Raw genomic sequence first — 24,663 nt, forward strand, 5'->3', positions numbered from 1 at the left:
GTGGGCTGTCGCAGTGCTTCTGTGGGTCCCATTGAGTGGACCCTTTTCGCCACCTACCGGCACACCGCGAAGTCCACTCGTCGCATTTCTGTGGGACTCATGGTTGGTGCAATCCTTGATGCGACACCACGACCTGGACCGTCATCTCAGTGACCGGCCTGGAGGAGCGCAAGTAGGTGATGGGAGAAAACCGCGAGCCTTTCGGATGGTGAGTCGCCAGGCGTCAGCGGCGTACGGCGCCGGCCGGCTGCTGGACCTTCTTTTCCCCCACTTGCGGGAAAAGCATGGCCGGGATGAAGGCGAGAGCGCTGAGTCCGAGCGCGCAGCCGAATGCGACGTGGAAGGCGGTGGTCTGTTCGGCCGTGCTGATCCCGCGTTGGAGGGTGAACGCGAGCAGCGCGGTGCCGATGACCTGGCCGATCTGCTGTGCGATGCGACTGGCGCTCGTCGCGGCGGCCGTGTGCCGGTCGGGTACGCCACGATAGGTGGCTGTCATCGCGGCCAGCATGACGGCGCCGACACCGAGGCCGACGACCAGCAGTGCTCCGGCGAGGAAATACAGGCTGAGGTTCGGGCCGGCGGCCACGTACGGCGCCAGGCCCGCGGCGGTGATCAGCATCCCGCAGACGACGACCGGCTTGTCCGTGCCGATGCGGTCGATCAGGCGTCCGGCGTACGTCATCGACACGGCCATCCCGAGGCCGAGGGGGACCAGTAGGAAACCGGTCTCCAGCGTGCCGACACCACGAGCCTGTTGGAAGTACAGCGGCAACAGGAAGAACGAGCCGAACAGGGAGCCGCCAAGCAGGAACAGCAGAGCGCTGGACGCGGCGAAGGATCGATAGCGCAGCAACCGCAGGTCGATGATGGGCCGAGTGGTGGTACGCAAGGCATGACACGCGTATCCGACCAGCAGACCAACCCCGAGGACCGCACCGCAGACCGAGGCGACGGTGAAGCCGTTGTTGCCGCTGTCGGACAGTCCATAGACAAGCGCGACCAGGCCCGATGACAGCAGCGCGAGTCCGGTGGCGTCCAACCGCACGCCACTGACGGTCGCGCGATTGACCGGGACCGTACGCCAGGCGAGCAGCAGCGCGATCAGGCACAACGGGACCTGCAGGACGAAAACCCAGCGCCATCCGAGTGTTCCGACGGCGACGCCGCCAAGTACCGGTCCCAGCGTCGGTGTCAGACTGCCGGGGACCGCGACGAAGACCATCGCTCGTCCCATCCGCGCCGGTCCGGCGGCCTGCGCGAGGATCGTACGCACCAGCGGCATCAACAGCCCACCGCCGAGGCCCTGCACGACGCGGCAGGCGATCAGGGCGTCGATCGACCAGGCGAGCCCGCACAGCAGTGAGCCGGCAAGGAAGACCGCGAGCGCCACGAGCCACGACGTACGCGCACCGAAACGGCCCACCAGCCATCCGGACAACGGCACCACGGCGGTCAACGCCAGTACGTAGCCGGTCGTCACCCACTGGATCGTCGCCGCGGTCGCTCCGAACTGGGTGGTCAGCGACGGCAGCGCGACCAATACGACCGTCATGTCCAGGCCGATCGCCACGCTTCCCAACATGAGTACCAAAGCGAGCCGGACCAGGCCCGGATCCAGACGTTCCATCGACGGTCTCATGGCACCTCTCTCAATCCGAACCGAACGGTTCGGTTCTGCTTTTCGATTCTAGACCGAACGGTTCGGTTCGAACAACTGTTAGGCTGCCGGCATGGCGGTGCGCGACACGGATCGACGGTCGTCGGTCAAGCACGAGGCGATCCTGCGAGCGGCGACGCGGATCTTTCTCCGCGACGGCTACGCGCGGGCCAGCGTGGCGGCGATCGCCACCGGCGCCGGCGTCGGCAAAGAGACCCTCTACAAGCATTTCGCCAGCAAGGAGGGACTGTTCCTGGCCGCGGTCGATCACGCCAGAGCGGCCGCCGGACTTGGCGCCGACGGCGGCGCCGGCCTCATCGTCGACACCGGCGACGTGACGGCCGACCTGCCCGCGACCGGCGAGCGGTTGGTACGTGCCCTCCTCGCCCCCGAGGTCGCGGCACTACATCGCCTCACCATCGCGGAGCACGGGCACCATCCGCAGCTGCAGCGCTATTGGCGCGACGGCGACGACACACAAGTGCATCTGGACGATGCGATGGCCGACTACTTCGCCACCTGCGACCGACGTGGCGACCTTGCCGTACCAGACCCGGCATTGGCCGCCAGCCACTTCACCACGCTGCTGGCCGCGCATGCTCGCGTCCGCTCGCTTTACGGCAGTCAGCCACTCACCGACGACGAGATCCGGACGATCGCCAAGGACACGGCCGAGCTTTTCCTGCGCGCGTACGGCCGGTGACCTCGCGCTGAGGAATGGCCGGTGGTCACGATCGAATCCGCGATCGCCGACCGGCGGACCCGGTCCACCTGGGCTTGCCCAGCCCCCATTTTCGCGCGCGGGACATACGGCCTGCACCCGCCCCCGGGCCAGTGTGGGTGCTGACGGAGCTGTCGGCGGACAGATCTCATCCACCCCGATGATGTGCGTTTCGTACGAGCGGCGTTACGTGTTCCCACCCATGTCCGCAACGCCTTGCGGATCACGGTGTACGCCGTATGCGACGACGGCACGGTCCACCAAGCCTAGTCATCAACACCGGCGTTCTCGCTTTGGTCGACCTTCTCCCAAAATTTGCCGCGTAGCTGATAGCGGAGTGTATTGCTGAGGTCATGGCCGGCGGAATGGTCGCCGAGCTTGTCCTTCGTGCCCGCCGCGAGAACCGGTCCGGCAGGTCCATCACCTCAATGCTGCGTACGTGCATGCCGAGTGAGCGAACAACCTTTTGCCGGCAAATGATCACTTCAACCATAACAACCCTGACTCGGCTTGGGAGAAATCCTCTTGCCCATCCAACTCGTTTGATGCGCCGGCCGGTTCGCAGTCCGCGCTAGCGCCAAGCTAGCGCGGTCGATCAGCATTCTGACGGCAGCGAACGAGAAAACCGAGAGACCCGCGTACGTAGTCGACGTCGTCCCCGCTGCCGCGGCAGGCGCCGATTCGGGGCGGCGGAACAAGGGCCGATTCGTCGGCCGGACATGGCTGTATTGGTTGAGGAGCGTCTCAGAATGAGAACGTGCACATTGACAACGTCGGCGGTGGCCACCACGGTGCTGATCTTGGCGGCCGGCTGCGGTCTACCCGACCAACACCTACAAAGACCGCCGGCACCGGACACGCCGCAGTTGTCGTCCTCGCCGTCAGCCAGGATCGGACAGGGTATATCGGCGCTGCCGCACAGCCAGCCAGGCTGGCAGACGATCGAGAACCGAACCGCTCACCTGGCGTACCAGGTTCCAGTCCAACGACGAACCTGCCTTCATGTGTCGCAGGGCGGCACGACCGGCCTGGTTGTCGTATCCGATGTCGCGCCGGTTCGCGGAAACGATGTCGGCACGGTACGCCCACAGATAGTTCCAGATGTCCGAGATTGACGACGGTACGCCGGCAAAATACGGATCCAGCGCGGCCCCAGCCGTCTTGGCCAGATTCAGTAGGGCGCCGGTGTCCCGAAAGCGATTCATCCACGCGACGATCTGATAGGTCACGCCCGGCGGCTGTCCAGACATTTGCCATTTGATGGCAACCCGGGTCGCTCGCGGCCGAGCCGGGCCTGTTTCGCCGCCGCGGCTCTACGTCTGCGGCAGCACGCCAGGCAGTGTCTGTCGCCGGCTGTGACCTTCCGCAGCTGAACCGCTGATTAGACGGCCGTGAGCGGAGCGACATCAGGAACAGTGTTCCACCCTCGACAACCCGTCATCACGCAGCGTAACTCCTGACGTTTGAATTTGCTATATGCTATCGAAACGTTCGGCTTACACCGGGAAAAAACTGGCAACAGGAAGAACTGCCAGCAAATGTTCCTGGTTCGTATCTACATAAGTAGGTAGCGTCTTTCCGGCAAAGGATCATTTCCGGAAAGGAATCTCAATGCAACGAAAGCGCTTCGCAATCGCGCTTGTCGGTGCCGGCACCGTCGCACTGATTGCCGCCGGTGGACTCGCCTCACCCGCCACCGCGTCGGCAAGCACCACCGCCACCAAACATTGCACCATCGTGCTCGCCCCGATCGCCGCCGGCGAGTCCACTTCCAAGGTGGTTTCACGCGAATGCTCGGCGAGTCCGGCGACCGCGAAAGACACCCGGATCCTCATCATGACCTGGTACAAGGACGACAACTACAACGGCGACAGCACGGACATTCGGGCGCAGGGCAGCGCGCCGTGCGACGGGCAGGGATACGGCATCTCCGACGTCAGCGCCGGCCCCTTCGGATTCACCTGGGGCAACGCCATCTCCTCGTTCAAGGTGTGGAACGACTGTTATACCACCACCGCCTACACCGGTACGAATTACGGCGGTCGCAGCCAGACCTACAACGGCAATGTCGCCAACGTCGGTCCGGCGATGAACGACCAGATCAATTCCTTCCGTACCCGGTCACCGGCCTGACCCGGCCGCCCCGAGGGCGACAGCCTTCGCATTTTGAGGAGAAACATATGACGGACAAGAAAGGTCGCCTGCTGCGCGTGACGTCGGTGCTCGCGATGGCGGCGGCGCTGATCATCGGCCTGGTTTCACCGGCCGCGGCGGCTTCCGGCGACTACGGCAGCAAGATTTTCTACCCGGACAACACAAACGTCGACCTGACCGACAACAACGGACGATTCACCGCGCAGGTTTCCTACCAGGCCAACGGCCAGCAGGAGCTGCCGGTCGCGTTCTCGTTCACGATGAGCAGTGCGCTGCAGGCAGCGGGCACCGGCCACATGTCCTGCACGATCGACCAGTTCGCCAACGGGACGCACGACGCGCACGACCACCACGGTGACATCCCACTCGATTACCGGTGGCACTGGACCTTTCCGCGCAACCCGATTGGCACCAACGAACAGGCGAACGGCGGCTGCACCTTCAACGCGCGCAGCGGCGGCACGATCTTCGTGAAGGTCGTTTTCCGCTACGTCGTGGACGGAGGATCGGAATGATCGCCAACCCAACCGGTCGGCGGCTGCTCAGCGCGGCCGTCGCGGGGATCTGCGCGCTCAGCGCGAACGCGGCTATGGCGGCCCCGGCACACGCCGCCGGCCATGGCGCGTATTGCTCGGTCACCATCGCGCCGATCAAAGCCGGCGAGGCCGCCTCCAGGGTCAGGTCGTACGTCTGCGCCGACAGCCCCGGCAGGCTGCGGGCGGCCGCCGCGGACGGCGGCAAGACGCTGATAATGACGCTCTACAACCAGGTGAACTACGGCCCCGGCAGCACCGAGATCCGGGCCGACGGCGGTCCCTGCGACAGCACCGGCTACGGCATCGCCAGCATCGGCTGGCCGTGGAACGAGGTGATCTCCTCCTTCAGGGTGTGGAACAACTGCCACACCACCGAGGCGTACAGCAGTGACAACTACGGCGGCACCAGCAAGATGTACTTCGGCGACGTGCCCAACGTCGGACCGGACATGAATGACAAGATCCATTCGTTCCGGATCTACGCGGCCTGACGAACGCGGCATGTCCAGGGAATCCGCGCCTCCTACGGCGCGGATTCCCTGGCTCCCTGCTGGGCTGCCACCATTTGTGCCGCAAGGATCCGTTGGTGTCAGTCCAGAAAATGTGTTGTTGCTGGCCGTCGAGGAGTGCCGCTGGATCCGCGGCCGCGGCGCTGGTCACCCACGTGTCATGATGGTCGCCGGTGTCCGGATCCCACCATCGATGTTCGATCGAATCACTGGTTGACCGAGAGAAAACATGTTGTTCGTTACCAAAAACCATGGTCACGGGATGTCCGACGACGCTGCCGGCAACTCTCACCATCCCGGACCGCGGCGAGCTGCAACACGCCCTCGTTGTCAGCAGTCCCCCGAATCGGGTTGCTCCAGCCCGGTGCAACCGTCGGCGACGAAGGTGGAACTGGTGACGCGATAGGCGCACAGTTGCCGGCCCCACAGTATTCGTAGCTCATGATTAGCTGCCGCCCGGCAGCCACCGAATGTTTGGCATGCCGGGCCGGTCACCAACGCCGGTGTTGACGACGTCTCGGAAGTCGCTCCAGGTCGGCTCGTCGGTGCTGCGCGCCATGTTGATCTTCTGCTGGACCACGAACAGCAACGCGGCCACGGACAGCGCGACGACGACCGATCGCGGCAGACTTCTCATTAGATCGTCCCCTCGAAGCCGTATGGTGACGCGGCGAGAAGAGCAACAGGCTTTCACCCGCGACAAAGTGTCGACGACGAAATCTGGGCGGCAGTTCGTGACGCCGAACTGCCTGTCCCCGAGGCCGTGACGCAACGCCGCTCACGGGCGACAACGGTCGCCGCTGGAGCGCCCCGCTCGGCATTCGCCCCGCGCGCGTTGCTGATCAGTTTGGTCATTTCGTACGCGCCGACAGCTCTGCTCACCGCGATCCCGATCCCGGCGCTGATGTTGCTTCCTCGTAACGACGACAGCCCCCTGGCCCGCAATCATCGGCCTCCCAGACTGGCCGGACGGTCCAGGAGTTTGAGCTAGCGATGAGCACACGGACCGAGAGACACGGCCGGTAGGTGGGACCGCCTCGATCTCCCCCTCGCCCACGCGGGCACGCCCCGCCTGCCATCATGGCGGGATGCAACCCGTGATCCGGGCGTTCGACGATGGTGACCAGGAAGCGGTGATCGCGCTGTCGCTCCGCGCCTGGGCGCCGGTCTTCGCTTCGCTGGCAAAGGTCCTGGAATCCTCGGGCGTCTATACACGGCTCCACCCCGACTGGCGCGTCAGTCAACGGGAAGCTGTGATCAATGTGTGTCGTTCGGCTGACCAGCAGGTGTGGGTCGCTGATGCCAATGCGTCCGTCATCGGCTTCGTCGCCGTCACGCAACACCACGACGCTGGCATAGGCGAGATCTCGATGCTGGCCGTCGACCCCAGCCACCAGCACACCGGTGTCGGAGGCTTGTTGACGTCCTTCGCGCTGGACCAGATCAAGAACAGCGGCATGCGGGTGGCGATGGTGGAGACCGGCGGCGACGACGGACACGCTCCTGCCCGCCGACTCTACGAACAAGCCGGATTCACTCAACTGCCGGTTGCTCGCTATTTCAAGAAGCTGTAACGAGTAACCTCCCGTGCGGTCAGAGTCGCTCAGCTACCAAGCGCTGGACCATTCATGTTGCCGGTCAGTTCCTCGACCCATTGGCCGACGGAACCGCCGATCCAGCGGCGGCCGTGGTCGCGCGTGGCGGGCAGCGACCGGTCGGTGATGAGCGCCGGAAAATTGAAGATCGTACGGATCTCGTGCGGATCGCTGATGGCAGTTTTGGTGGTGGATCAAACTGCCTGTGCCACCAACTGCACTATGCGTCTATGCCGTCGAGGGCGGCCGATGTCTGCACTGTCACGGTCGGCTGCTCCGGGTGGCCGTGGCTCAGTGGGCAGTCGGCCCATCAGGTTTCCCGTCCTGTGTGGAGTTACGTCCCACAAACACCCGGAATCGCGACCGGCTGCACCATTTGCGGATGGGAAATCGTGCCGTCTGGATAGCGGGCCAACGTCTGCCGGAACTCGATGTTGTTTATCGCTGTCGCGAGCGCGGCCGCGGATTCCCACACCGCGACGTTGACCAGGACCGGGCTATCTCCGGGAGCAGAATACAGCTGTGCCCGTACGTAGCCTTGCTGGGCTTGCATTATCTTGGCATCGAGGGTCCAGGCGGCAACCACCTCCTCCTTTTTGCCTTCGGGCGCGACGAAGACGTTGACAACGGTCACGGCTCCGCCGAGCTGATCGATGTCAAGCGCATCGAGTTGCGCGGGCAGCGGCAACGCGCCATCGAAGCCATCCAACGTGATCATGACGCTCCTTCAGTCGGCCCCGATCCTGGATGAGTATAGTCAGCGCCCTGACAATTTGTCATGACCTTGACGATATGCTTCCCGAAGTGCGAGGATGGCTCGGTGGACGATGCGAGTCGGACATCTGCAGGAGAGGCGACCACTCGCCTTGTCCTGACGCTGTTCCGTACGCATGGGCTGATACTGGCCGCAGGTGATCGGATCGCGCGCCGCGAGTCGCTCACGCCCGCACGTTGGCAGGTCCTCGGCGCGATCGCCTTGGCGGGCCGATCCCTTACCGTCGCGCAGATCGCTCGACGCATGGGCTTGACCAGGCAAAGTGTGCACGCCACAGTACGGCGCCTTGCCGAGCAGAAACTTGTCGAGCTCTTACCCAACGCCGATCACCGCCGCTCGCCAGTCGTGCAGTTGACCTCGACCGGTCGAACGGCGTACGCGAATATCGACCGCCGTCAAGCCAAATGGGCGAACGAACTGGGCGCTGACATCACGATCGCCGATCTTGAGACGGCCGATCGCGTGCTCAGTGCACTCTGTCTTCGACTGGAAAATGACGAGCCTTCCCCTACGACCGCGCCAATCGCGCGACGCAAACAGCGGTAGGTCAAACGCATCAGATACGGCGGAGCCGACGGCGCCACGAGTGAGCACTACCCGTGTCGTGGCAGGAAAAAGAGCTTCACCACCTCCCAGGTACTGCCACCCTCCCCTGGGTCGCGAAAGCAGGCACGCACTTCCCCGTTGAAACCATGAGGCCCATGCCATTCGTGACCTCGGGTCGACGGGACCGCGCTCCACTACCGTGACCGTGATCGGGACGGCCGTTCGTGTGCCTCTCCAGCTGAGGGCCGAGCTGGTCCACCCGTACACGCACGCCGCGTTGGTCATCATCGGCACCCGCGGATTCGGCCGGGCCGCTTGAGTCTCTGGCCGATCACCATCGCTCGGCACGTCGAGTGCCCACTGGCTGACAACTCATGGCCGCCGAGCTCGACCGGTTCTATACGCGGTTCGCCGACCAGCCGTGTCGGTCGCCCGCCGGGTCGTCTACCTGGTGACCGGAGAGATGCCAGAGCCTTCAACGGGCTGAGAAGTTCCTGTCTGGACCATCACAACGTCGATGATCCAAACCAGGCGTACGCTCACATTTACCACGTGAGAACCCGGAAAGGCCGACAGATGACCGACGAAGAACGCGCCGAGCGCATGAAGACATATGACGGCCGCTACGGCGACGCCGAGCCAGCCGGCGATCCAGACAACGATGACGCGTACGCGCCGGGGACCGCGAAGGACATCGAGAGGCTGTCGGAAAACCTTCGCGCCGCGGGCCACGCCACGCCGGCACCGCGCAGGCTGCCGCACGGGATCACCTAGTACTCCAGCCGCACTTCGTGATCTTGGTTTGAGGGCCGTCGGCGTGGCGTGGTGAGATGGCGCGGCCACCGCGTGATCATGCAGTGTTTGTGAAGACAACCAATGATTTTGCGGTGGCCGCTGGTCACAGCGTAGAACACGGGGTGGACCCGGTCCGATGGCAGGCGGAGTTCGATGAGCTGGTCGCGAGTATCGGGCCGCGGTTCTTTCGGGTGGAGCCTCGTCTGAGGGTCCAACGGTTCCTGGCTGGTTTGTTGTCGGATATGCCCGTGAAGAACTGCTGGACGATCGCCGAGCATGCAGGTGAGACGGGGCCGGATGGGATGCAACGGCTGCTGGCCAACGCGGCGTGGGATCAGGATGGCGTGCGTGATGATCTGCGTGCCTATGTGGTGGACCGGTTGGCTGATGCCGACGCGGTGCTGGTCGTTGACGAGACTGGAGATCTGAAGAAGGGCAATAAGACAGTCGGGGTGCAGCGGCAGTACTCCGGCACCGCGGGACGGATCGAGAACTGCCAGATCGCCGTTTATCTCAGCTACGTCACCAAACGTGGGCACGCTTTCATCGATCGCGAACTGTATCTGCCGCGCAGCTGGATGGACGACGATCCCAGCTGCCAGGGCCGTCGAGCTGTCGCCGGGGTTCCCGAGGACATCGAGTTCGCCACCAAGCCGGAGCTGGCGAGGATGATGATCCTGGCCGCGCTGGATGCCGGTGTTCTGGCGAAATGGGCGACAGCGGATGAGGTGTACGGGCAAAATCCTGGTCTGCGTGAGACCCTGTCCGCGGCCCGGATCGGCTACGTGCTCGCCGTGCCGTGCTCCTATCTGGTGCCGACCACTGACGCAGATACCGGAGATGGCCGGCGAGTTCGCGCTGACGCGCTGATCGCCGGCCTCGACGCTTCCAGGTGGGGTCGCTACTCGGCCGGTGATGGCGCCAAAGGGCAGCGCCTCTACGACTGGGCCAGAGTCCCCATCGCCGCCGAGGATGGTCACCAATGGCTGCTGGTGCGTCGCAGCATCAGCACCGGGGAACTGGCCTACTACCACTGCTATTCACCACGTCCGGTCAAACTGGCCACTCTGGTCGGTGTCGCCGGCCAGCGTTGGCCAATAGAGGAGAACTTCCAAACCAGTAAAGGGCAAACCGGCCTGGACGCCCACCAGGTCCGGCACTGGATCTCCTGGTACCGATGGACAGTCCTGGTCATGCTCGCGCACGCATTCCTCACCGCGCTCGCGGCAACCGCTCCCCAGTCGCCGATCGTCAACGGAAAGCCAGTCATTCCCTTAACACTTGCCGAGATCCGCCGCCTCTTCAACGCGTTCGTCATCCACATCCGCCAAACAGTCAACGAAGTTCTCCATTGGTCACTCTGGCGTCGACACCATCAAGCCACCGCCAAGCAAGCCCACTACCAGCGACAACAGGCGCTACAGGCCTAAATCACGAAGTGCGGCTGGAGTACTAGGGCGTGTCTCCAAAGATTGGCGCCTGGTCCGATGATCATTGAGTGGTGACGCGGATGGTGCGATTTCGGACGAGTTCTGGGGGATCGTGGCTGGCGTGATCTCTTCGGGAGGGGTTACGGGGTCGGCCGTGTAAGGATTCTCGGTTGATGCTGGAGGGGATCGCCTGGCGGTATCGGGTGGGCTGTCCGTGGCGGGATTTGCCGGATGATTTCGGTCCGTGAAAGACCGTGTGGAAACGGCATCACCGCTGGTCATTTGATGGGACCTACGATGCGATGTTCGCCGCGGTGATAGCCGCGACCGGCCTGGATCCGGCGACGATCGAGGAGATGGAAGAGCTGGTGGAGAAACTGCTGTCGGTGGACTCGACGTCCGTGCGAGCTCATCAGCATGCGGCCGGCGCCCGCTCGGACACCACTGTCAACCCGCAGCTGATCCCGCTGCTGGACGATCACACCGCCACCTGCCGGGCCGTCGGGCTTCCAAGCGGCGATTTCCGTTTGCTCGCAGACAAGGCGTACTCACATCCCAGCACCAGAACGCACTACGCGCGTCGATAGTGTCAGCGGAGAACGCCGCCGTCGGCCGCGCAGCCGCCGCTTCGTCCCGATCACGAGACGATGTGTTCTGAGTCACTCGGTGTCCCTCCCGACCAGCCAACCAGCGAGTCGATCTTGGTCCACTTCCGACTTACACAGTTGTTATGACACGCCCCGTTTCCGAGGTCGTGACTTCGATCCTGAAACCACTGGGTTACCGCAAGTCAGGTCGCCTCTACCGCAAGCAGTCCGAGGCTGGCGACACGGCCGTCGTCCATGTGCGGTCCAACCGTGGATCCAACGCGGACTGCTATCGGTTCTTCCTCCGAACTGGCCTGGTGCTCGAACCCGAGCAGGAATGGAGGTCAATCGCGATGGGATACCGTGCGGCCCAGCACCATTAGCGACGTGGACGGCGCGATACGGCAGGAGATCCACGCCCCTCCAGACCCCCAAGCGCCCGACTTCCCGGCCGCGTGGTGGGAGATCACAGACCCGCAGAACGCACGTGAGGTATCCCAATTAGCAGGGGAATGGCTTGCAGAATTCGCTCCTATCTCACCAATCTGCTCGACCGTGACTTCTTCTATGACCAAACCCTTCCGAACAGTAAACCGGGACTAGCGCATCCCACCCCGCACTCTTCCAGTTCACTACGTCATCAGGATTGTCTACTGCGGCTCTTCATCATCCTGGACGCCAACAACCCCATCAAGGACGTCAGCAAGCTGGTCCTCCCAGGCATGACCGGACACGTTCCCACCCGCCGCCGGTGGCGTCATTGTGGTCCTGGCAGTCGGTCGCTGGTATGTCACCACCTCGATGAAGGCGAAGATCGGGCTCGGAGGGCTGTATGCCGTCGCCGCTCTGTTCCTGGCCCATGTCCTTGGCCTGGAACCTGGCATCCCAGCGTTCGTCGTCATCGGCGTGGCCTCGCTCTTTCTGGTCCTCGTGGACGTCTGCCTACGGCCGGCGGTGACCCAGCGGCGCGCAGGTCGGACAAGATCCTGGCCCAGAACTTCGCGCGGTGCCCTATTTCCTGATCGGAGCGCGCGTCCGCCATTGGGTGAGGTTTTCCTCGCGGCTGGGTGCATCGCCGGTAACTGGCCCGCCGGTCTGCACCAGCCCGTGTAGTGCGAGGTCCAGGTATCGATGGGCGAGTTCGCGGTCACGTGTGGGGTTGCCCAGCAGAGGGCGGCGAGCGAGCTGGGTGATCAGCAACTCGAGGTCGAGCGCCGTGATCCCGGCCCGCAGGCAGCCATGGCGCCGGCTCTCCGCGATGACCTTGTCGATGGCATCGTGCACGTCGTCGGCGAGTGTGATGAGTTCGTCGTCGGGATCGACTCGCCCCGCGAGCACGAGAAGCATGCTCGCCGGCGAGTCCAGATAACTGTGCATGAAACGAACGAAACCGTCCGATCCCAGCTGGCGGACCGATTCCCGCGCGGAACTGGCGAGGTCGGCCGCCTCCCGCATTCCCGTGGCGCACAGGTCGCGGAGAAGCTCGTTGCGGTCGCGATAACGCCGATAGAGCGACCCCTGCCCGACACGTGCACGTGCCGCGATCTCCGACATCGGCGCGTCTGGGTTGACCGCCAGCACCTCCGCGGCGGCGACGAGGATCTGCCGGTCGTTGTCTCGCGCTTGTTTTTCCCTGCCGCGTAACGGCCGAGACTCGGACCGGGCGTCCCCCTGACCTGCCATTGCCTCAGCCTACTTGATCGGACAGAACTTGTCCGACTAGGCTCCTTTCTAGCGGACAAAAATTGTCCGTTCAATGTACGGCGGGAGGTTGGAGCATGGATGTGTCATCGGTCGTACGCTCGCGCACGGGCGTTGTTGGCTGGGGTGTGCTTCCGCTCTTGGTCGCGGCGCAGTTCGTGCTGGTGGTCGACAGTTCCATCGTGAACATCGCGCTGCCGAGTATGCGGTCGGATCTACACCTGTCGAACGAGGAACTGTCGTGGACAGTTAACGCCTACGTTCTGGCCTTCGGCGGTTTCCTGTTGCTCGGCGGGCGCTTGGCCGATCTTCTGGGCCGGCGACGGATGTTCGTCATCGGCCTCGCCCTGTTCACAATGGCCTCCCTGGCGGGAGGTTTCGCGCAGTCGTCGGCCTGGTTGTTCGGGGCTCGCGCTGCCCAGGGTTTGGGTGCGGCGATCACGTCACCAGCGGCTCTTTCGCTGCTGAGCACCATATTTGTCGAAGGTAAGGCGCGGGACCGCGCCATGGGCGTGTGGGGCGCGGCGGTTGGCGCCGGCGGCGCGTTCGGTGTGTTGCTGGGCGGTGTGATCACCAGTGGGCTCGGCTGGCGTTGGGTGCTGTTCATCAACGTCCCGGTTGGGGTCGCCGTCATCGCCCTGGCGCCGATCGTGCTCCCGGCTGTCGCCACAACCGGCCGTGATCGCATCGATGTCGTCGGCGCGGTGCTGGTCACCGGCTGCCTCGGCGTCCTTGTCTGGGCACTTGTCGACATACCGCGGCTGGGCTGGGCTTCATCGGACTTCTTCGTACGCGTCGGCGTCGCGATCGTCCTGGGGGTGGCGTTCATCGTCGTCGAAGCGCGGAGCCGGCATCCACTCGTGCCGTTCTCGATTTTCGGTATTCGATCGGTGAGCGCGGCGAATGCTCTTAATTTCATGCTCAGCATGACACTGCTGGCGATGTTCTATTTCATTTCCCTTTATTTGCAGGAGGTGCTTCGCCTGAGTGCGGTCCTCACTGGTCTGGCATACCTGCCGCTCACCGTCGGCATCACCGTGGCCTCGCAACTGGCGGGACGGATCGGCAACCGCGTCGACCTGAAGTACGTGACGGTCGCCGGTCTTGGTGTCCTCGGTTGCGGTCTGCTGTGGTTCAGCCGTTTACGACCAGAGGGCGGCTATCTCCTGGACGTACTCGGCCCGTCGATTCTGTGCGGCGTCGGCATGGGCTGCGCGCTGGTCGGTCTGACCATCACGGCCATGTCGGGCACCTCGCCCGGTCAGGCCGGTCTCGCCTCCGGCGTACTCACCACCACCCAGCAGATCGGCGGCGCTCTCGGGCTCGCGGTTACCAGCACCATCGCCGCGTCCGTTTCCAACGGCGGTGACAGTGCTCACGACATGGGCGCTCACGACATTGAGTCGCTGACCAACGGCTACGGTGCCAGTTTTCTCCTGGCTGCCTGCCTTAGCGTCGTCACCGCCGTCGCCGCGATCTGGCTGTTGCGACCAACCCGCGAACGGCGGGCCATCGACACGTTCAATTAAATTTCCATGCGCGAAAACGAAAACTTCAGGGAAGTCCGTCAGTTGCCGTGACTACACCGCCGCCCATGGGGACAACGCCGGTTGATGCCCGGAATCGTCGGTCCAGGCCACGTACCCGTCCGGTCTGATCAGCAGTGCGCCCACCGCCGGTACCGAGCCCAGGACGGGAATTTCCCAATCACGGGCGTCGCACTGGGCTTTGACGACCTTCACCCAGTCACCGGGCACCGACACGTTCGCGCCTAGATCAAGCAGGACGGGGTCGCCGGAATGGAGCAGCTCGTACACGTGGGTGCGGCCTGTTTTGGTCCGTACGTCCAGGTCGGGGACTCGGCGACCGATCAGCGGATGACCGTCACCCGAGGGGTAGTGGATGTCCAGGCCGGAAATCATGGCGCCCAGCGATTCGTTGACATCGGGCTGTTTGATCAGCTCCGCCATGATCTCCCGCAACGCGTCCACGTGCGGGCCCGGGCGAAGCAGCGCGGTCTGTGCGCGGGTGTTGTGCAATACGCGTTCGGCGACCAGACGTCGTTCTGTCTCATAGGTGTTCAGCAGTTGGTCGGACGCATGGCCGTGCAGCACCGCGGCAAGTTTCCAGCCGAGGTTGACGGCGTCCTGCATGCCGGTGTTCATTCCCTGGCCGCCGGCCGGGAAATGGATGTGTGCCGCGTCGCCGGCAAGGAGCACACGCCCGTTGCGATATTGGCTCGCGAGCCGCGCGGTGTCGTTGAAGCGAGACACCCAGCGGGGACTGTGCATGCCGAAGTCCGTCCCGGCGATCTTGAGCATCGACTCACGCAGGACTTCGAACGTCATGGGCGCATCCCGGTTGGTGACGACGTCGTCGTATTCCCCGGTCACCGCCCGATACCAGCCATTGTCGTTCCTGATCACGGAGAAGTCGCCGTGCCGGCCACGTTCGAACAGCAACATCCTGTCCGGTGGATTGAGCAGTTGGACGTCGCCCAGCATCGCGGTCAAGGTCGCGTCGGTGCCGGGGAAATCGATCCCGGCGAGCCGGCGGACCGTGCTCCGGCCACCGTCACAGCCCACGAGATACTTCGCTCGGACCCGCTCGCCACCAACGACGGCCTCGATGCCGTCGTCGTCCTGGCTTAGGTCGGTCACGGGAGAGGACCAGTGGACCCGGACACCGAGGTCGGCCGCGCGCTTTTCAAGGAGCAGCTCCACCTGGTGCTGCCACAACATGAGCCCGTACGGGAAACGGGTCGGGAATTCACTGAAATCCAGCCACAGCCCGGAGAAGTGGCCGAACTGCGTCGGACGGCCGTGCGCGATGAACTGGTCGGCCAGTCCACGCTGATCCAGCACTTCCAGGGTGCGGGGATGCATTCCGCCGGCCCGTTCCTCGTTCGTCCGGCGATCGGCGATCTGGTCGGTCAGCAGTACGTCCACGCCGGCCAGCGCGAGTTCGCCGGCGAGCGTCAGGCCCGTCGGCCCCGCGCCCGCGATGATCACGTCCATGTCGTCCCTTTCCGAATCCACGGTCGACGTACCCAGGTGAGCGTTCTCGCGAGACGACGGTCCCGTCGACCAACCAGCACCCGTGTCCGGCGTTCGCGCCAACTCGATCGCCGCTTGGTGTCCGCCGCTGGAATTGACACTACATCTTAATTGGAACTTAGTGTCAAAAGATTTGGCGTGTCACAATCGACGTCATGAGCCTGCGGGAGCGGAAGAAGCAACGCACACGCGCCGCGCTACAGCGTCATGCACTGCGACTGTTCCGTGATCAGGGGTACGCCGAGACGACGGTGGACGACATCGCGGCGGCCGCCGAGGTCAGTCGCAGCACCTTCTTCCGGTATTTCGGCACCAAGGAGGACGTGCTCCTCTTCGACAACCTGGACCCGGTGATGTGCCGCATGATGGCCGCCGTGCCCGAGGGGACTCCGTTACTCGAGGCCGTGCGCGGCGTGCTGCGGGACTCCTTCGCCTCCCTCGACGACGAGGCGCGCGGCATCGAGGAAGCCCGCGTGGAGCTGGCCCTGACGGTACCCGCCGTCGCCACGATCCTTCGCGAGCGCGACGCGTGGGGCATCGAACAGTACACCAGGATGATCGGGGCCGCGACGGCCCGGGAGCCCGACGACCCCGAGGTGCTGCTGTTCAGCGCGATCCTGATGGCCGCCCGGCACGCCGCCCGGGCGCGTACGGACGCCGGACACGCTGAGCACTACCTCGACGAACTGGATGCCATGCTCGGCCGTCTCGCCGCCGGTGTCCCCCTAGCTAACGAACCCGTCCACACTCCGGCCGTGGCCGGCTATGCGGCGGAGCGTACGGCGTTCGAAAATATCGATCGGCCCTAGGGGTCCTTGATCCCTAGGTGGGTGCCATGCGGTTTGAGCCTGGCGACCAACCGGAGTGCGGTGCGCGAATTGCCGCCCGCGTGGAAGAAGTCGTCGTCGAAGATCCACAGTTCTTCATAGATGTTGGGAAGCGGCGGAATCGGGTCACGCCGGGCCGGCATGTTGCGGCTGAGGTACCGTTGCTTCTTCGCCTGGCAGGTCGCGTTCGGATACCTCCCCCTGGTCATACCGCTGCGCGGTCTCCGACAGGTGCGAGCGTCGCCGCCAATCTGACAAGTGAGTTCGACAGGGTTGCATCCTTTCAATTAATGAGATTCAAGTGCTGACTCCTATCGCGAAGAACGGTAGGGCTGGGGGACCGCCGAGACGATTGTGGTGGGAGGGGGTACGCGGGCAGATCAACGGGTTCTTCACCTGTGGCGGATCGTCGCCAAAACGTCTCGCAGGCGAGATCCAACCGGTCTCGCAAATTTTTCCCGGCGGCGGTGAAAACGGCCACCGCCGGCACACCAGCCGATCGACTACCGCGGCGGCGCACTGTGCTGATCGACGTTTGTCGGCTGCCCTGACAGCGAGATGACAGCAGACCGACAGCACCGCGCCCTAACATCGCGTGTACCAGCTGGTACATGTGGCATCACCGAAAGGGGCGCGATGCGAATGTCGGCACGATGGGGTCGGGCCGCGGCAGCGACCGCGGCCGGCCTACTGGCCGCGATGGCCATGACCCTCTCCTCAGCCGGTCCAGCGGAGGCGGATCCGGGATTCTGTGGCGTACGCTCCGGCGGTCCGACGATGGTCGGCGGGGCCGCGGATAGTTTCGCCTATCAGGTCCGCAACCGTTGCGGCTACGGAATGAACATGCGGATACGCACACCTTCAGACGGCTTCGAAAGCAGTTGTGCGTGGGTTCCCGCCTACGGCGACACGGCGTTCTTCATGAGAATTCCCGATCCCAACTGGCTGATCATCATCTGTTGACCAGGGAGCTGGCGTGAACAAGAAAAGAACAGCCGCCGTCGTGGCGGCCACCGCACTCGTTTTGGGATCGCTGCTGGCAACTACTGCCCCAGCAGCGGCGGATCCAGGTTTTTGCGGCGTACGACACGCTTATCTGCCCCCACCGCAGGGTGGCGGCGACCTGGTCTACGTGGTCCGCAACCAGTGCGTGACGACTTACAACTTCGAGGTTTTTCTGCCCAGTGCAGGAAAATCCACTGGAACGTGCCAGCCCGTCGTGGGCGGCGGATATGGCTATTACGCTTCCTACGTGGCAGACCCCGACTGGCAAGTCCGACTCTGCTGATCGGTGTGAGCCGGCTCCGGGTTTGATGTCTCCATCAAACCCGGAGCGGCTCACAAGCAGAAAAGCGTCTCGGGTGAGGTCGCGGCGGATCAGGTGTGCCCAAACAAACCATGACCGCCCAGCCGCCCGGCGAAGGAAGCACGCCGCCACGCCGCACTCCGCCAGGCATCTACGGCGAACTGGGCCGCGGCGATCCGGAACCGATTTGCGTGCAGCGTCAGCACGTTCCTACCCCGCTGACCGGCACGGCGGTCTGATGCGGGGCGACGATCACATCGCCCCGAGACTTCCCACAAAGCAAAGAGAAATCGCGGCGACGACGCCTCTGTTGACGACGATCCGCCCCAGTCGGCGCGTCATGGTCGTGTTGGTGGTCGGGCACAACGCCGCTCTACAAGTCCGACCGGACGACAACGGCCGGCGTACCCATCGAGGTGGAGTCCATCCGCAACACCTGCATGGACTGACTTTCACATCCGCGCTTCGATGTGCGGTGTCAGCGACGATCTCCAGCAGTGCACGCTGCGCGTCGTTGACCTCCGCAAGAAGCGGATCGGTGTCCGGCTGGACATCGAGGCTGGCCGACATCATTGGATCTCCATGCAAGACGGGGTGACACCGGACCGATTGCCACGGTTGACCACCCACCACCCGAACACGGGCAGCCGTACGGAATAACGGATGAGCAGATCACATGTCACCGCGGCGAGAATCTCGGCAAGACCCTCGTCAGGCTGTAACGGTCACCGGCAAATGTCGCTGTGCGGCCCTCGCCGGACATGCACTGGAGAGTGCGCCTCGACGCCGAAGACTCGCGGAATCACGCCGAGCACGACGCCAGGCGGCTCGTGGCCCGATCGCGCGGCCATTGTTTCCCTCGCGCGCGAACCTTGAGGACTGGCTCGAGCCGTATCCGTCGGTGTGCGCCATGCCGACCGCCAGCAGGATGATCACGGCGTGCGTACTCGGGTCGGTGCCGGGTGGGCCTGCGGTCCGGCGGTGGTCATCGGACTTACCGGATCTCGCGCCGGCGAAGCGCTGCCAGCCCGGCGGTCAGCAGGACGGCGGCCAAAACCGTCAGCCACACCAGCGGCGCAATCGTCAGATCCGCACCGGGAAGCCGGGGGATGTGGGTGAACGGCGACAGGTCAAGCAGCCACTGGTCGAGCCGCAGCAACGGGCCGATCTCGCTGAGCAGCACGAACCCGACCAGAGCTACCCAGCTTGCCGCGATCCAACGCGGCACGGCTCCGACGACGAGGACGGCGACCCCGACCACGAACCACACCGCGGGCAGCTGGACGACCGCCGCGCCGACCATCGGCCAGATCCGCTCGGCATCGGCGTCCCGCGCGGCGGCGGCGACACCGGCCGCCAGGCCGGCGGCTGCCAGCAGCGCGACCGGGCCACCCACCGCGAACGCCAGATGACCGGCGACCCAGCGCGTCCGGCTGACCGGCGCGGCCAGCGGCAACTCCGCACGCATTGTCGATTCCTCGGTACGCGGCCGCAGCGCCGCTTGTACACCGTACGCCGCGGCCGCGATCCCACAGAACCCGAAGGCGACCGCCAGGAACGCGTCAGTCATCGCCTTCTGTCCGCCGAGGGTGGTGAACACCGCCTTCGCTTGCGGCGTGTCGAGCATGCTGCCGATGGAGCTGGTGAAGACGCCGTAGATCGCTCCGATCGCGGCGAATGCCGCCAGCCACCACAGAAACGCGGTGCGCTGCAGGCGCCAGGCAAGGGTGAATGGACCGCGCAACGCCGCCGAGGCGGTGGCCCGGCCCGGCCGTGCGGTCACGATCCCAGTCCCCAGATCCCGCCGCGAGGCCAGCGCGTACGCGACGGCGGCCGCGAGGACGGCGCAACCCGCCGGGAGCAGGAGCGGCCACCAGCGCTCGCCGGCGTACGGACGGACCTGCTGGGCCCAGCCGATCGGCGACAGCCACCGCAACGCGGCCACCCAACTACCCTCACGCGCCGTGTCACCCAAGGCGCGCAGCACGTAGGTGACGGCTAGTACGGACAGCGCCAAGCCACGTGCCGTAGCCGCGCTGGCGGACAGCTGTGCGGTGATCGCGGCGATCCCGGCGAAGGCGACGCCGATGCCGGCCCAGCCGAGGCCGAACGCGACCGAGCCGGCGACCGGCAGCCCGACCGCGACCAGACCCAGGCAGGTCAGCACCCCCAGCAAAAGGCAACCACCGACGCTGACCGCGGCGGCAGCTGCGAGAGCGGCGTAACGACCCACCGCGCCACCGCCGAGCAACTCGGACCGGCCGGCCTCCTCCTCACCTCGGGTGTGCCGGACGACCAGGAACGCCGCCAGCACACCAACCAGCGCGCCACCGGCGGCACCTGCCTTCGTCAAGGCGAGCGCGCCGAGCGAGGACGGATCGTAGACGGGGCCGTACAGTGCCACGAAATACGGAATGTCGTTGATCGCGGCGGCTGCCTGGACGCGCGACGCCACGGTCGGCAACAGCCCGACGGTGCCGGCCGCGGACAATGCCGCCATGCCTGCATAGAGCAGTATCCAGACCGGCAGCAGGACACGGTCGCGCCGCAAGGCGAGGCGTACCAGCTGTCCCGTGCCGGCGAACGACCCGGCGGTCATGACGGGCCGGCCTGGTAGTGCCGCAGGAACAGCTCTTCCAGGGTCGGTGGCTGGCTGGTCAGGTCACGAATGCCGGCCGCGGCAAGCCGGCCCAGCACCGCTGACAGCTCGGTGTGATCGACCTGGCAACGAATCCGGCTACCGTCGCGGCGTACGTTGTGGACGCCGGGCCACCTTGCCGGATCGGTGGTTGGATCCGCCAGGTCCACGGACACCGATGTCCGGGTCAGGTGCCGCAGCTCGGCCAACGTGCCGGTGTCGACGGTACGGCCGTTGCGGATGATGCTGACCCGGTCGCAGAGCGCCTCGACCTCGGCCAGGATATGGCTGGACAGCAGGACCGTACGCCCGCGGCGGCGCTCTTCGTCGATGCAGCCCCGGAACAGGTCTTCCATGAGTGGATCCAGGCCGGCCGTCGGCTCGTCGAGTAGCAGCAGCTCGGCGTCCGCGGCCAGTGCGGCGATCAGCGCGACCTTCTGCCGGTTTCCCTTGGAATAGGCGCGGCACTTCGTCCGCGGATCGAGCTCGAACCGGTCCAACAGGTCGGCCCGGCGGCGCCGGTCGAACCCGCCGCGCAGCCGGCCGAGCAGATCGATCGTCTCGCCGCCGGTCAGATTTGGCCACAACGCGACATCGCCGGGGACGTACCCGACCCGGCGGTGCAGCCGGACCGCGTCCCGCCAGGGATCCCCGTCCAACAGCCGGACCGTACCGCCGTCCGCGCGCAACAGTCCCAGCAGGATTCGCAATGTGGTGGTCTTGCCAGCACCGTTCGGGCCAAGGAATCCGTGCACCTCGCCGCGCCGGACACGCAGGTCGAGCCCGCCGAGCGCCTGGACCCGGCCGAATGTCTTGCGCAGCCCCTGTATTTCGATGACGTTGCCCTCGGTCGGCACGGCCCGTTCCGCGCTGGCCGGCCGCGTCGCCGTCACCGGTGCCTTCTCAGGTGGGTCGGGACGACGGCGGCCGAGCAGCTCGCTTCCCGCTTGCGGGTGTGGCTGACCGAGCCAGGGACGGGACCGGCCAGACCGCCGCGTCCACGGCTGCCAGACACCAGCAGTCGCGCGGTACGGGAAGCTTCGAGCAGCGCCGGAACGGCGAATTCCTCCACCAGCTGCTCGGTGACCTCGATGCCAGGGAACGAAACCCGCCACGGCTCGGGCCGGCCGGCGATGGTGTCCCGCTCAGCCTGCGTGGCCGCTCGCCAGTCACGGTAAGGAAAAGCCGCGGTGGTGGGAAGCAGGCGTGCGCTGTTCTCGCCAACGGCGGGTATGGCGCGTACGGCCACTCGGCAGGTGTTTTTCATGGCGTGGCCTCCGGTGGCGTGTCGGAATCGCCGGCGCATCGCCGCTCCGCGCGGCCGATCCGCGCGAGCAGGGTCGGCATCGACTGCTCGAGGAGCAGATCGGCGTGTTCGCTCCAGCCGAGCCGTCGAAGAGCGACCTCGACGTTGAAGGTCACCGCGCCGCGGGAAATCAGGCTGAGAGGCGGTTGCTCGTCCTGTTGCGAGCGTGGCCGCATCCGCTCGATGTCTCTCATGCTGTCGACGCTAGGAGCAGCGGATTCGGCTCCGCAGAGCCGAAAGTCCCGGCACGACCGGGACATTCGCAGCGTTGGCAGGCATGTTGGAGGCGTAGTTCTTCACGGTTTCTCCGCGATGACCATCGTCTCGGCGATCTGTCGGTTGGTCAGCCCGTCGGCGACGAAGGAGAGAATGCGCCAATGCAGAGCAGAGGCATGCCATTCCCTCGGTAACCACGTCACTACTGCGGACTCGAAGGCATCGATACGTGCACTCGCGGGTGCACGTATCGAATCGGGCTGTCAGCTCCGTGAGGACCCGGGCTTACGAGCCTTCCACGAAGAGCGCGGCGTTCTGGCGTTCGAGTGCCTTGGAAACTCCGTCGTACCAACCCTCGGCGACGGACGCCGCCAGCGGGTCGGGGAAGATGTCCTCCTCACCTTTCTCCACTCCGTCGAGAATGGCCCGCGCGACGGAATCGGGAGCCGCCTTGGATAGTTCGAGGCCTTTGGTCATGTCGGTGTCGACCGGTCCGCCAAGGACGGCGTGGACTCGTACGCCTCGGCCGGCCAACAGTGCGCGGGCTGACTGCGAGAGGGACAGCGCGGCCGCCTTCGAGATCGAGTACGTCGGCATGAGCGGCACCGACGCGACGGCCGCGAGCGAGAGGATGTTGACGATCGCTCCCCCGGAATTCATCAGCAACGGCAGGAAAGCCTGTGTCACGGCGTACGTGCCGAACAGGTTGACGGCGAGCTGACGTTCGAGCCCGGCGCGGTCGGTCAGGTCACCGTAGACCGCCAGGCCGGCGTTGTTGACCAGGATGTCCAGCGACGGGACGTGCCTGGCGGCAGCCTGGATCTGCTCCGTGCTGGTCACGTCCAAGCGCAGCGCCGTGACGCGCTCGCCGGGGTGGGTCAGCGACCGCCGCGTGCCGGCGTATACCTGCTTTGCGCCTCTGGCCAGCGCTTCTTCGACCAGAGCCCGTCCGATGCCGCGGTTGGCACCGGTCACCAGAACGGTTTTGTCCGCGATTGACATGCGTCCTCCTAGGAATGCGGCCCAGGCTGTCCGAGCCGCCGTTCGGACAGACGCGAAGCGGCCGCGAAACTGGGCCTCGGCGGAGCGCCAAGTCCGTGCCTTGGCCGGCGTCCATACTTCGTACGCACACGGCGGGAGAGGGGTAAGGCGAGTGAGGACGGCCCACACGGACCTGATCACCCAGGCGCGCGCGGGGGACGGCGACGCGTTCCGGCAGCTGACCGAGCCATACCGGCGGGAACTACACGTGCACTGCTATCGGATGCTCGGCTCCTTCCAGGACGCGGAGGACGCACTCCAGGACACGTTTCTGTCCGCCTGGCAGGCAATCGCGAGGTTCCAGGAACGTGCCTCGATCCGCACCTGGCTCTACCGGATCGCCACCAACCGGTGCCTGGACACGCTCCGCTCGGCGAGCCGTCGTCCGGCTGAACCGTGGGACCTCACCGAGATCGAGCCGCCTTCGCCGAGCCGGCTCGGCGAGGTCGCCTGGCTCGAACCCTTTCCCGACGCACTCCTTGACGGCGCGGTCGGCTCGCCGCCAGGCCCGGCGGCTCGGTACGAGCAGACCGAGGCCATCTCGCTGGCCTTCGTGGCCGCGCTGCAGGTCCTGCCGACCCGCCAACTGGCCGTACTCATCCTGCGTGACGTGCTCGGCTATCCCGCCAAAGAAGTCGCCGCCATGCTCGACACGACGGTCGAATCGGTCACCAGCGCTCTCAAACGTGCTCGTGCCGGGCTGCACCGCCGCCTGGCGCCTGACGCCGATCACGAACCGCCTCCCGCGCCGGGCTCACCGACCGAGCAGGCGCTCGTCACGAGGTTCACCAAGGCGTACGCGTCCGGTGACATCGACGGCTTGCTCGCCTTGCTGACAGACGACGCCGTCGTCTCCATGCCGCCGATCCCGCTCGAATACCACGGTCGCAAGGACGTCACCCGCTTCTACACCACCGTCCTTCGGCCGGGCTGGACATACGACTTCGTGCCGACGCGGGCCAACGGCCAACCAGCGCTCGGAACCTATGTGCACACCCCGACCGGCTTACGTCACGGAATCGGCCTGGTCGTCCTCACCCTGAGCGGCGACCGGATCTCGGCCATCACCCGTTTCGACGCCGGCGTGCTTGCGTCTTTCGGCCTGCCGTCGGCACTCGCGAAGTGAACCCCGGTCAAGCCCGGCAACGGGACTCCGCCTGATCGACAACCAGCATATTCCGGAAGGATCCAAATGCCTGTCACTTACCTCGACGGGCTCGAAGGCCTCGGCGTCGACGGAAAACCAGCCTGGTCAAGCGAATCTACG

26 protein-coding genes and 2 pseudogenes are annotated in these 24,663 nt (G+C 65.3%); 15 read left to right on the forward strand and 13 right to left on the reverse strand.

The annotated features are described in order from the left end of the window. Positions 1-223: 223 nt before the first annotated feature. Positions 224-1,627 carry a DHA2 family efflux MFS transporter permease subunit gene (locus GNX95_RS13995; protein ID WP_163507510.1) on the reverse strand — a complete coding sequence of 468 codons (1,404 nt, stop codon included), beginning with the start codon at positions 1,625-1,627 and terminating at the stop codon, positions 224-226. A gap of 103 nt (positions 1,628-1,730) precedes the next feature. Here GNX95_RS13995 and GNX95_RS14000 point away from each other — a divergent pair, with 103 nt between their 5' ends. Next, positions 1,731-2,360: a TetR/AcrR family transcriptional regulator gene (locus GNX95_RS14000; RefSeq protein WP_163507511.1), complete on the forward strand. Its 630-nt coding sequence runs from the start codon at positions 1,731-1,733 to the stop codon at positions 2,358-2,360. A gap of 899 nt (positions 2,361-3,259) precedes the next feature. Here the strand turns inward: GNX95_RS14000 and GNX95_RS14005 are convergent. After that, positions 3,260-3,607: a hypothetical protein gene (locus GNX95_RS14005; protein ID WP_163507512.1), complete on the reverse strand. Its 348-nt coding sequence runs from the start codon at positions 3,605-3,607 to the stop codon at positions 3,260-3,262. 382 nt (positions 3,608-3,989) lie between these two features. Between GNX95_RS14005 and GNX95_RS14010 the strand changes: the two genes are divergently transcribed. From GNX95_RS14010 to GNX95_RS43165, 3 genes are read left to right on the forward strand one after another with little or no spacing between them, the layout of a single operon-like run. Continuing rightward, on the forward strand, positions 3,990-4,511 hold the full coding sequence (locus tag GNX95_RS14010) for a hypothetical protein (protein ID WP_163507513.1): 522 nt from the start codon (positions 3,990-3,992) through the stop codon (positions 4,509-4,511). A gap of 47 nt (positions 4,512-4,558) precedes the next feature. Further along, positions 4,559-5,047, forward strand: a complete 489-nt coding sequence (locus GNX95_RS14015; RefSeq protein ID WP_163507514.1) for a hypothetical protein — start codon at positions 4,559-4,561, stop codon at positions 5,045-5,047. After that, on the forward strand, positions 5,044-5,559 hold the full coding sequence (locus tag GNX95_RS43165) for a hypothetical protein (protein ID WP_246281592.1): 516 nt from the start codon (positions 5,044-5,046) through the stop codon (positions 5,557-5,559). The genes GNX95_RS14015 and GNX95_RS43165 overlap by 4 nt, the downstream gene beginning before the upstream one ends. Before the next feature lie 61 nt (positions 5,560-5,620). On the opposite strand, the pseudogene GNX95_RS44300 reads toward GNX95_RS43165, so the two are convergent. Beyond that, positions 5,621-5,872 (reverse strand): annotated as a pseudogene (locus GNX95_RS44300) (hypothetical protein); the annotation flags it as partial. A gap of 150 nt (positions 5,873-6,022) precedes the next feature. After that, positions 6,023-6,214, reverse strand: coding sequence for a hypothetical protein (locus GNX95_RS14025; RefSeq protein WP_163507516.1), 192 nt, complete (start codon positions 6,212-6,214; stop codon positions 6,023-6,025). Between the two features lie 451 nt (positions 6,215-6,665). On the opposite strand from GNX95_RS14025, the gene GNX95_RS14030 reads away from it, so the two are divergent. After that, on the forward strand, positions 6,666-7,151 hold the full coding sequence (locus tag GNX95_RS14030) for a GNAT family N-acetyltransferase (protein ID WP_163507517.1): 486 nt from the start codon (positions 6,666-6,668) through the stop codon (positions 7,149-7,151). Positions 7,152-7,506: 355 nt separating this feature from the next. Here GNX95_RS14030 and GNX95_RS14035 read toward each other — a convergent pair whose 3' ends face one another. Continuing rightward, positions 7,507-7,890 (reverse strand): antibiotic biosynthesis monooxygenase family protein, encoded by a 384-nt coding sequence (locus GNX95_RS14035; protein WP_163507518.1) that lies wholly within the window; start codon positions 7,888-7,890, stop codon positions 7,507-7,509. Between the two features lie 102 nt (positions 7,891-7,992). On the opposite strand from GNX95_RS14035, the gene GNX95_RS14040 reads away from it, so the two are divergent. From GNX95_RS14040 to GNX95_RS44600, 5 genes and pseudogenes are all read left to right on the forward strand, one after another. After that, on the forward strand, positions 7,993-8,493 hold the full coding sequence (locus GNX95_RS14040) for a MarR family winged helix-turn-helix transcriptional regulator (protein WP_163507519.1): 501 nt from the start codon (positions 7,993-7,995) through the stop codon (positions 8,491-8,493). A gap of 576 nt (positions 8,494-9,069) precedes the next feature. Then, entirely contained in the window at positions 9,070-9,267 is a 198-nt protein-coding gene (locus GNX95_RS14045; protein ID WP_163507520.1) for a hypothetical protein, read from the forward strand. A 113-nt stretch (positions 9,268-9,380) separates the two neighbouring features. After that, complete coding sequence (locus tag GNX95_RS14050; protein ID WP_425483885.1) at positions 9,381-10,718, forward strand: IS701 family transposase; 1,338 nt, start codon at positions 9,381-9,383, stop codon at positions 10,716-10,718. 64 nt (positions 10,719-10,782) lie between these two features. Continuing rightward, positions 10,783-11,284: pseudogene (locus tag GNX95_RS43170) on the forward strand (transposase); the annotation flags it as partial. 164 nt (positions 11,285-11,448) lie between these two features. After that, positions 11,449-11,688: a DUF4304 domain-containing protein gene (locus tag GNX95_RS44600; RefSeq protein WP_484489525.1), complete on the forward strand. Its 240-nt coding sequence runs from the start codon at positions 11,449-11,451 to the stop codon at positions 11,686-11,688. Positions 11,689-12,316: 628 nt separating this feature from the next. Here the strand turns inward: GNX95_RS44600 and GNX95_RS14070 are convergent. Continuing rightward, positions 12,317-12,988 carry a TetR/AcrR family transcriptional regulator gene (locus tag GNX95_RS14070; protein WP_163507523.1) on the reverse strand — a complete coding sequence of 224 codons (672 nt, stop codon included), beginning with the start codon at positions 12,986-12,988 and terminating at the stop codon, positions 12,317-12,319. Positions 12,989-13,083: 95 nt separating this feature from the next. Here GNX95_RS14070 and GNX95_RS14075 point away from each other — a divergent pair, with 95 nt between their 5' ends. Beyond that, the gene (locus GNX95_RS14075) at positions 13,084-14,535 is read left to right on the forward strand and encodes a DHA2 family efflux MFS transporter permease subunit (RefSeq protein ID WP_163507524.1); all 1,452 of its coding nucleotides are present in this window, start codon (positions 13,084-13,086) and stop codon (positions 14,533-14,535) included. 51 nt (positions 14,536-14,586) lie between these two features. On the opposite strand, the gene GNX95_RS14080 is transcribed toward GNX95_RS14075, so the two are convergent. Continuing rightward, positions 14,587-16,023: an FAD-dependent monooxygenase gene (locus GNX95_RS14080; protein ID WP_163507525.1), complete on the reverse strand. Its 1,437-nt coding sequence runs from the start codon at positions 16,021-16,023 to the stop codon at positions 14,587-14,589. Positions 16,024-16,217: 194 nt separating this feature from the next. On the opposite strand from GNX95_RS14080, the gene GNX95_RS14085 reads away from it, so the two are divergent. Beyond that, positions 16,218-16,871 (forward strand): TetR family transcriptional regulator, encoded by a 654-nt coding sequence (locus tag GNX95_RS14085; RefSeq protein ID WP_163507526.1) that lies wholly within the window; start codon positions 16,218-16,220, stop codon positions 16,869-16,871. Here the strand turns inward: GNX95_RS14085 and GNX95_RS14090 are convergent. Continuing rightward, on the reverse strand, positions 16,868-17,098 hold the full coding sequence (locus GNX95_RS14090) for a hypothetical protein (protein ID WP_163507527.1): 231 nt from the start codon (positions 17,096-17,098) through the stop codon (positions 16,868-16,870). The two genes, GNX95_RS14085 and GNX95_RS14090, sit on opposite strands and share 4 nt — an antisense overlap. A gap of 490 nt (positions 17,099-17,588) precedes the next feature. Between GNX95_RS14090 and GNX95_RS14095 the strand changes: the two genes are divergently transcribed. Both GNX95_RS14095 and GNX95_RS14100 read left to right on the forward strand, forming a co-directional pair. Continuing rightward, positions 17,589-17,852, forward strand: coding sequence for a hypothetical protein (locus GNX95_RS14095; RefSeq protein ID WP_163507528.1), 264 nt, complete (start codon positions 17,589-17,591; stop codon positions 17,850-17,852). Between the two features lie 13 nt (positions 17,853-17,865). Next, positions 17,866-18,177 carry a hypothetical protein gene (locus tag GNX95_RS14100; RefSeq protein ID WP_163507529.1) on the forward strand — a complete coding sequence of 104 codons (312 nt, stop codon included), beginning with the start codon at positions 17,866-17,868 and terminating at the stop codon, positions 18,175-18,177. A gap of 1,012 nt (positions 18,178-19,189) precedes the next feature. On the opposite strand, the gene GNX95_RS14105 is transcribed toward GNX95_RS14100, so the two are convergent. The 5 genes from GNX95_RS14105 to GNX95_RS14125 form a co-directional block, all read right to left on the reverse strand. Continuing rightward, positions 19,190-20,794 (reverse strand): ABC transporter permease, encoded by a 1,605-nt coding sequence (locus tag GNX95_RS14105; RefSeq protein WP_163507530.1) that lies wholly within the window; start codon positions 20,792-20,794, stop codon positions 19,190-19,192. Beyond that, positions 20,791-21,726, reverse strand: coding sequence for an ABC transporter ATP-binding protein (locus tag GNX95_RS14110; protein WP_281356905.1), 936 nt, complete (start codon positions 21,724-21,726; stop codon positions 20,791-20,793). Before GNX95_RS14110 ends, GNX95_RS14105 begins: the two co-directional genes overlap by 4 nt. Next, the gene (locus GNX95_RS14115) at positions 21,723-22,100 is read right to left on the reverse strand and encodes a universal stress protein (RefSeq protein WP_222853566.1); all 378 of its coding nucleotides are present in this window, start codon (positions 22,098-22,100) and stop codon (positions 21,723-21,725) included. Before GNX95_RS14115 ends, GNX95_RS14110 begins: the two co-directional genes overlap by 4 nt. Next, positions 22,097-22,333 (reverse strand): hypothetical protein, encoded by a 237-nt coding sequence (locus GNX95_RS14120; protein ID WP_163507532.1) that lies wholly within the window; start codon positions 22,331-22,333, stop codon positions 22,097-22,099. Before GNX95_RS14120 ends, GNX95_RS14115 begins: the two co-directional genes overlap by 4 nt. Positions 22,334-22,640: 307 nt before the next feature. Further along, positions 22,641-23,357, reverse strand: a complete 717-nt coding sequence (locus GNX95_RS14125; protein WP_163507533.1) for an SDR family NAD(P)-dependent oxidoreductase — start codon at positions 23,355-23,357, stop codon at positions 22,641-22,643. Positions 23,358-23,508: 151 nt separating this feature from the next. Between GNX95_RS14125 and GNX95_RS14130 the strand changes: the two genes are divergently transcribed. Next, complete coding sequence (locus tag GNX95_RS14130) at positions 23,509-24,522, forward strand: sigma-70 family RNA polymerase sigma factor (protein ID WP_246281593.1); 1,014 nt, start codon at positions 23,509-23,511, stop codon at positions 24,520-24,522. Positions 24,523-24,663: the final 141 nt, after the last annotated feature.

The organism is Fodinicola acaciae, assembly GCF_010993745.1.
Classification (GTDB): domain Bacteria; phylum Actinomycetota; class Actinomycetes; order Mycobacteriales; family HKI-0501; genus Fodinicola; species Fodinicola acaciae.

Excerpts from the sequence above, each read along its gene's own strand:
- GNX95_RS13995 (WP_163507510.1), bottom strand. The coding sequence starts at position 1,627 with ATGGAACGTCTGGATCCGGGCCTGGTCCGGCTCGCTTTGGTACTCATG.
- GNX95_RS14000 (WP_163507511.1), top strand. The coding sequence starts at position 1,731 with ATGGCGGTGCGCGACACGGATCGACGGTCGTCGGTCAAGCACGAGGCG.
- GNX95_RS14010 (WP_163507513.1), top strand. The coding sequence starts at position 3,990 with ATGCAACGAAAGCGCTTCGCAATCGCGCTTGTCGGTGCCGGCACCGTC.
- GNX95_RS14015 (WP_163507514.1), top strand. The coding sequence starts at position 4,559 with ATGACGGACAAGAAAGGTCGCCTGCTGCGCGTGACGTCGGTGCTCGCG.
- GNX95_RS43165 (WP_246281592.1), top strand. The coding sequence starts at position 5,044 with ATGATCGCCAACCCAACCGGTCGGCGGCTGCTCAGCGCGGCCGTCGCG.
- GNX95_RS14025 (WP_163507516.1), bottom strand. The coding sequence starts at position 6,214 with ATGAGAAGTCTGCCGCGATCGGTCGTCGTCGCGCTGTCCGTGGCCGCG.
- GNX95_RS14030 (WP_163507517.1), top strand. The coding sequence starts at position 6,666 with ATGCAACCCGTGATCCGGGCGTTCGACGATGGTGACCAGGAAGCGGTG.
- GNX95_RS14035 (WP_163507518.1), bottom strand. The coding sequence starts at position 7,890 with ATGATCACGTTGGATGGCTTCGATGGCGCGTTGCCGCTGCCCGCGCAA.
- GNX95_RS14045 (WP_163507520.1), top strand. The coding sequence starts at position 9,070 with ATGACCGACGAAGAACGCGCCGAGCGCATGAAGACATATGACGGCCGC.
- GNX95_RS44600 (WP_484489525.1), top strand. The coding sequence starts at position 11,449 with ATGACACGCCCCGTTTCCGAGGTCGTGACTTCGATCCTGAAACCACTG.
- GNX95_RS14070 (WP_163507523.1), bottom strand. The coding sequence starts at position 12,988 with ATGGCAGGTCAGGGGGACGCCCGGTCCGAGTCTCGGCCGTTACGCGGC.
- GNX95_RS14075 (WP_163507524.1), top strand. The coding sequence starts at position 13,084 with ATGGATGTGTCATCGGTCGTACGCTCGCGCACGGGCGTTGTTGGCTGG.
- GNX95_RS14080 (WP_163507525.1), bottom strand. The coding sequence starts at position 16,023 with ATGGACGTGATCATCGCGGGCGCGGGGCCGACGGGCCTGACGCTCGCC.
- GNX95_RS14085 (WP_163507526.1), top strand. The coding sequence starts at position 16,218 with ATGAGCCTGCGGGAGCGGAAGAAGCAACGCACACGCGCCGCGCTACAG.
- GNX95_RS14090 (WP_163507527.1), bottom strand. The coding sequence starts at position 17,098 with ATGACCAGGGGGAGGTATCCGAACGCGACCTGCCAGGCGAAGAAGCAA.
- GNX95_RS14095 (WP_163507528.1), top strand. The coding sequence starts at position 17,589 with ATGGCCATGACCCTCTCCTCAGCCGGTCCAGCGGAGGCGGATCCGGGA.
- GNX95_RS14105 (WP_163507530.1), bottom strand. The coding sequence starts at position 20,794 with ATGACCGCCGGGTCGTTCGCCGGCACGGGACAGCTGGTACGCCTCGCC.
- GNX95_RS14115 (WP_222853566.1), bottom strand. The coding sequence starts at position 22,100 with ATGAAAAACACCTGCCGAGTGGCCGTACGCGCCATACCCGCCGTTGGC.
- GNX95_RS14120 (WP_163507532.1), bottom strand. The coding sequence starts at position 22,333 with ATGAGAGACATCGAGCGGATGCGGCCACGCTCGCAACAGGACGAGCAA.
- GNX95_RS14125 (WP_163507533.1), bottom strand. The coding sequence starts at position 23,357 with ATGTCAATCGCGGACAAAACCGTTCTGGTGACCGGTGCCAACCGCGGC.